We start from the raw sequence: 5,743 nt of genomic DNA, 5'->3' as shown, positions 1-5,743 counted from the left end.
CGGCAGCCTGCGCATCACCTCGCTGGAACATGCTTCTGCCACGCTGCTGACGCCCGCGGTGTGCGGCTTGATGCAGGACTACCCGCAGATCAGCGTGGAAATCAGCGACGACTACGCCATGGTGGACATCGTTGCCGAGCGCTTCGACGCCGGTGTTCGTTGGGGGGAATCAGTGGCCAAGGACATGATCAGCGTGCGTATTGGCCCGGACTTTCGTATGGCCGTGGTGGGCTCGCCGGCCTACTTCGAGCGCCGTCCCAAACCCCTGACGCCCCATGACCTGGTGGCGCATACCGGGATCAACCTGCGCCTGCCGACCTCCGGTGGGTTGTGGAGTTGGCCGTTCAGGAAAGGCAAGCGTGAACTCAAGGTGCGCCCGGAAGGGCAGGTGGTGGGCAACAGCGTGGCACTGATCCTGGATTTTGCCTTGGGCGGTATCGGCTTGGCGCATCTGCCCGAAGACGTCGTCACCGAATCCGTCGCCGAGGGCAAGCTGGTGCGGGTGCTGGAGGACTGGTGCACGACGGTCACCGGCTATCACTTGTATTACCCCAGTCGCCGACAGCCCAAGCCGGCGTTTCGTTTGCTGCTCGAACGCCTGCGTGCCCAGGCTGCGCAAACGGGGATCGCGCATACTGAGCACGTCAACGCCGCCCGGAAGCCTCGCCCATGAACACGCCCGCCGAACACCTGATCCTCGCGCCGTTCACCGATGAGTTGCCCGCACCGATCTATTTCCGTGCGGCGCGCATGCCCGCGTCGGCGGCGTACCCCTGGCACCGTCATCCGTGGGGGGAGTTCGTGTATTCGTTCAGTGGCGTCATGGAGCTCAAGCTCGACGGCGTGCACTTCATCGCGCCGCCGCAATATGGCGTGTGGCTGCCGCCGAACGTGGAGCACAACGCAATGAACCACCAGGAGGCCTGTCACTGTTCGCTCTATATCGCGCCAGCCTTGTGCGAGCGCCTGCCCCGGGAAGCCTGCGCGCTGACCATCACCCCGCTGATCCGCGAATTGCTGGAGGAGCTGCACGCGGCGCCACCTGGGCCGGTGCAGACGGACGAGGAGGGCCGGTTGTTAACGGTGTTGCTCGACCGTTTGAACCGCACCTCGCGGGTGGGCAGCTACCTGCCGGGCTCCACCGACCCGGTGCTGGCGCCGATTCTTAAGGCTCTGGAGCAGAACCCGGCGGACAGCCGTTCGCTGACGCAATGGGCGCAGCTGGTCAATGCCACCGAGCGCACGCTGTTGCGGCGTTGCCAGCGGGATTTGGGCATGTCGTTGGCGCAGTGGAAGCAGCGGTTGAAGGTCACGGCGTCGCTGGTCAGGCTCAAGGCCGGTGACTCGGTGGAGGTGGTGGCGTTCGATCTGGGCTACAGCAGCTCATCGGCGTTCATCAGTATGTTTCGCAAGCTCACCGGGGAAACACCGGATGAGTATCGGCGTAAACGGTTGAGTTGAAGGCTCAGCCCCTTATCGCGTTCAACGCAGCCTTCAGGCCGGCCGATGCGCTGGCAAGCGCTGGCGGTCCGGCGCTGACAAGCTGCGCGGCGCCCCCCATGGAGGCCTGGCCCAGCGCGACGATGGAGGCCCCGTCCAGATAGGCGCGGTCGGCGGCCTTTGCGATCGAGCAAAGGTAGCCCTGCAGATCGCCTGCTTTGAACAGGTCCCAGGCCCCCGCGACCAGATGCACGTCGACCGTCGCGCCCGTTCGTTGCGCGACCCTGTGAAACAGGGTCGAGGTCGGTTCCAGGGTAGTCGCGACGGCACACAGCACCACGACCCTCGCGCCGGCCTGGGCCGCTTCGACCGCCAATGCCTCATCTGCTCTGAGGATCGGCGCCGGGGTAGGGTGAGGGATGGTGTCTAGCGAAGGGCCGAGGGTGGAGCATGTGAGCACCACGGCATCGGCGTGACGGGCCAGCGCAAGCAGTACCTCGGCCGTGGTGCCAGCAACGTCGTCACTCAAGTAACCGAGGTGTTCTGCGGCTGCCAACAGGTCCGGGCGTACTTCGTGGTGCAGCACTCCCGGCGCAATCCCCAGGGCGGTTGCGGCCGCTTCAAAGACATCGATGTTACTGGCAGCGGTATGAAGGCAAGTGATTCGCATGGGACGCTCGCGGCGTGGGCGGGTAAGATGCCGTCCACATTACTTCATCAGGGACGATGCATGCCGCTCATCATGGAACGCGTAGAACTGGCCCGCAACGGCGCCAACGATAAAGTCATCTGCCGCATGGCCTCCGGCTGGGCGGTGATGGGGGATGTGCAGTTCCTGCCGGGTTACTGCCTGCTGCTGCCCGACCCGGTGGTGGCCAGCCTGAATGACCTGGACCCTGAAGCCCGTGCCGTCTACCTGCTCGACATGGCCCGCCTGGGCGACGCCGTGCTGCAAGCCACCGGCGCGCTGCGCATGAACTACGAGATTTTGGGCAACTCCGAACCGGAGTTGCACTGCCACCTGTTTCCTCGCTACGCCGATGAGCCGGATGACAAGCGCAAGATGCCCGTGTGGTTCTACGACTGGAAAACCGCCACGCCCTATGCAGAAGACCAGCACGGTGAGTTGCGCGAGAAGATCGCGCAGTTGTTGAGCTTCACGGGTGCGCCTGGAGCCCATGCATGATGCAAAGAAACAGATTAGTGCCCGAGCTGATGGTGACGGATCTGGGTAAAAGCCTGGAATTCTGGGCGTCATGCCTGGGATTTACGGTGGCTTACCAGCGACTGGAAGATGGCTTTGCCTACCTCGACCTGGACGGTGCCCAGGTGATGCTGGAGCAGGTCGATCCCCTCGCCAATCAGTGGCAGACCGGTGAGTTGCAACACCCCTTCGGGCGCGGCTTCAATCTGCAGATTGATGTGGCGGCGGTGCAACCGGTGTTACAACGGCTTGAACAAGCAGCGTACCCGCTGTTCAAGGCGTGCGCGGATGTCTGGTACCGCGCCGGTGAAGTCGAGGTGGGGCAACGCGAGTTCCTGGTGCAGGACCCGGATGGGTATCTGGTGCGGTTGGTGGAGCGACTTGGGGAGAGGGCTTGCAGCGTACCCTGACCGAGCCGCTCCTTGCGCCGGTTCAACCGAGAATTTCGACCGTGCTCATCACCCTGGCGTAATCCATCGCCAGGTTGCTCAGCGACAGCGCATGCACATCTTCCGCAGGCCAGACCCGCCCGGACAGATCAGTCTGATCAAATGTATAGCAAGCATCCGCCGCCACGATCACATCAAAACCCAGGTTGCCGCCTGAGCGCGCAGTGGACTCCACCGAGTTGTTGGTGATGACGCCCACGATCACCAACTTCTGGATCGAGCGTGTGCGCAACCAGCGCTCCAGGCCTGTCGCCGCGAAGGCGTCCGGAACGTTTTTTTCAACAACGTGCTCGTGGGCGAGGGGCTGCAGCGCCGGCTGGAATTCGCAGCCAGGCTGGCCGGGCCAGAACACCGAGCCTGGAGTGCGGGAGATATGGCGGATGTGCACGATGGGGCGTTGAGCCTGGCGCCATGCCGTCAGCAAGGCGTGCATGTGCTGTTCGGCGTCGGGGTTGTTACGTCGACCGAGATCAGGACGGTTCATGCCCTGTTGCATGTCGATGATCAGCAATGCGGTGTTTGCGTCTAACGGTGCCATGGCCTGTCCTTGTGCGTATGAGTTGCAAAACATAACAGCCATTGCGTGAGCCTACACAGTGATTTGTTCCAATCCCTGGCCCGTTTGCCTTTACACTGCGGCCCCGAATTTCAGCCTTGATTGACTGGATATCCCATGCCTGCACACCTTCGACCGGCTCAACCCGATGACGCGCCTTTCCTGCCGGGCGTGGAACATTCCGCTGCCCAGGTATTCCGCGAGATCGAAGGCCTGGCGTGGTTGGCAGATACCGTCACCTTGAGCGTAGAGCGCCATCAACAGCTGATCGCGTTGTCGACGTGCTGGGTGGTCGTCGATGCACAGGGAACGCCGCAAGGTTTCCTGAGTGCAGAACGCCAGGGTGACGCTTTGCATATCGTTGAAGTGTCGGTCGCACAGGCGGTGCAAGGCCAAGGATGGGGGCGCAAGCTGGTTGAAGTCGCGATGGAGCATGCGCGATCAAACGGGCTGGAGTCGGTGACGCTGACGACATTCAAGCACGTACCGTGGAATGCACCGTTCTACCGCCGCCTGGGGTTTGAGCCGGCAACGAGCCCGCACCTGGCAGAGATGCTGGCGGCCGAATATGCCCACGGTTTTGAGCAGGGCAGCCGCTGCGCCATGGTATGGCGGCTGCCCTGATGCCTGTCAGCGCAGCTTTTCAAGCATCTGGTAGTACCACATCCCCACTGCCAACATGGGGTTGCCGAACACATCCCCCAGCGGCACCTTGATGTGCTTGCACCCGGCAAAGGTGTCGAACTTGGCCAGCGTGCCGGTCAAGGCCTCGGCCATGATCTCGCCCATGATATGGCTGGTGGCGATGCCATGCCCCGAGTAGCCCTGGCAGTACCAGACGTTGTCCGACAGCTTGCCCAGTTGCGGGATGCGGTTCATCACGATGCCCATGGCGCAGCTCCACTGAAACGCGATGTCCACGCCTTTGAGGGCCGGGAAGGTGCGCTCGATGCAGGGCCGCAGTTCGGCGGCGATGTCCCGTGAGTCGCGCCCGGAGTAGTTGGCGCCACCGCCGAAGAGCAATCGACCGTCGCCCGTGAGGCGGTAGTAGTCGAGCACAAAGCGGCAATCGTAGACCGCCAGGTCATAGGGGTTGAGGGTGCGTGCCAGTTCGCCCAACGGCGCGGTGGTGACGATGCCGCCCATGGCCGGGAAGATCTTACCCTTGAGTTGGCCGGGTTCGAGCTTGTGGTAGACGTCGCCGGCCAGCAGCACCTGGCGCGCATCGATACGACCTTGAGCGGTAATCACCGCAGGGTGCTCGCCATGCACGATCTGCAGCACCTCGGAATTCTCGAAAATCAACGCCCCCAGGCTGTGAGCTGCACGGGCTTCACCGAGGCACAGGTTGAGCGGGTGCAGGTGCAGATTGCGGGTGTTTTTCAGCGCGCCCAGGTACAGCTCGCTGTCCAGGTGTTCGCGGACGCCGGCCCTGTCGAGCAGGCTGACCTGATCGCCCATGCCACGCCGCTGGGCTTCGTCATGAAACGCGCGCAGTTCGTGCAGGTGCGAGGGCTTCATGGCGGCGTGCAGGTGGCCGTGCTTGAGGTCACAGGCAATCGCGTACTTGTTGACGCGTTGCTCGATGATTTGATGGCCGCGCCAGCGCAGGTGCCAGATGAAGTCATCCACTTCATCGCCAAGGCGCTTGCGCATCTGTTGGCGCATGGCCTCGTCGCCCGACAGGCTGCCGGTGACTTGCCCGCCGTTGCGCCCGCTGGCACCCCAGCCGATGCGGTGGGTTTCGACAATCGCGACCTTGAGCCCGCGCTCGGCCAGTTCAACGGCGCTGGCCACGCCTGTGAAACCGCCGCCGATGATCACTACATCGACACTGACCTGGCCTTGCAAGGTCGGATATTGAGTGGGGTCGTTGAGGCTGGCGGTGTAATAGGAAGCGCTGCGCTCGGCAGTACGTAGGGCGGCGGGCATGGGGTGATCCTTCTGATAAATGAATGCCGGTGGGGCAGGTTCGACTTGATCAGAGGAGGGCGTCGGGCGGACGTGCATGGCGGCAATGCCACAGCGCCCAGAAGGCCAGGATGATATGGAACAACGGGTTTTCGCAGGGACGCGCCTGCGCCTTCGGCAGCG

8 protein-coding genes are annotated in these 5,743 nt (G+C 63.2%); 5 read left to right on the top strand and 3 right to left on the bottom strand.

The genetic code is table 11. The features are described from left to right. The coding region (locus tag HX803_RS30005) for a LysR substrate-binding domain-containing protein (RefSeq protein ID WP_178925730.1) at positions 1-673 on the top strand (673 nt) is incomplete at its 5' end. Further along, a complete protein-coding gene (locus HX803_RS30000) occupies positions 670-1,461 on the top strand; it encodes a helix-turn-helix domain-containing protein (RefSeq protein ID WP_178925729.1) in 792 nt (263 codons plus the stop codon). The genes HX803_RS30005 and HX803_RS30000, both read left to right, overlap by 4 nt. Before the next feature lie 4 nt (positions 1,462-1,465). On the opposite strand, the gene HX803_RS29995 is transcribed toward HX803_RS30000, so the two are convergent. Further along, positions 1,466-2,110, bottom strand: coding sequence for an aspartate/glutamate racemase family protein (locus HX803_RS29995; RefSeq protein WP_178925728.1), 645 nt, complete (start codon positions 2,108-2,110; stop codon positions 1,466-1,468). 60 nt (positions 2,111-2,170) lie between these two features. Between HX803_RS29995 and HX803_RS29990 the strand changes: the two genes are divergently transcribed. After that, positions 2,171-2,626 carry an HIT family protein gene (locus HX803_RS29990; RefSeq protein WP_178925727.1) on the top strand — a complete coding sequence of 152 codons (456 nt, stop codon included), beginning with the start codon at positions 2,171-2,173 and terminating at the stop codon, positions 2,624-2,626. After that, the gene (locus HX803_RS29985) at positions 2,623-3,054 is read left to right on the top strand and encodes a VOC family protein (protein WP_178925726.1); all 432 of its coding nucleotides are present in this window, start codon (positions 2,623-2,625) and stop codon (positions 3,052-3,054) included. The genes HX803_RS29990 and HX803_RS29985 overlap by 4 nt, the downstream gene beginning before the upstream one ends. A 22-nt stretch (positions 3,055-3,076) precedes the next feature. Here HX803_RS29985 and HX803_RS29980 read toward each other — a convergent pair whose 3' ends face one another. Beyond that, positions 3,077-3,631 carry a cysteine hydrolase family protein gene (locus tag HX803_RS29980; protein ID WP_178925725.1) on the bottom strand — a complete coding sequence of 185 codons (555 nt, stop codon included), beginning with the start codon at positions 3,629-3,631 and terminating at the stop codon, positions 3,077-3,079. Between the two features lie 135 nt (positions 3,632-3,766). On the opposite strand from HX803_RS29980, the gene HX803_RS29975 reads away from it, so the two are divergent. Continuing rightward, positions 3,767-4,273 carry a GNAT family N-acetyltransferase gene (locus tag HX803_RS29975; RefSeq protein ID WP_178925724.1) on the top strand — a complete coding sequence of 169 codons (507 nt, stop codon included), beginning with the start codon at positions 3,767-3,769 and terminating at the stop codon, positions 4,271-4,273. Positions 4,274-4,279: 6 nt separating this feature from the next. On the opposite strand, the gene HX803_RS29970 is transcribed toward HX803_RS29975, so the two are convergent. After that, a complete protein-coding gene (locus HX803_RS29970) occupies positions 4,280-5,581 on the bottom strand; it encodes an FAD-binding oxidoreductase (protein ID WP_178925723.1) in 1,302 nt (433 codons plus the stop codon). Positions 5,582-5,743: the final 162 nt, after the last annotated feature.

It is taken from the genome of Pseudomonas sp. P7548, assembly GCF_013386585.1.
GTDB lineage: Bacteria > Pseudomonadota > Gammaproteobacteria > Pseudomonadales > Pseudomonadaceae > Aquipseudomonas.
The sequence above is the reverse complement of the archived record's forward strand: the minus strand, read 5'-3'. Positions and strand labels throughout refer to the sequence as shown.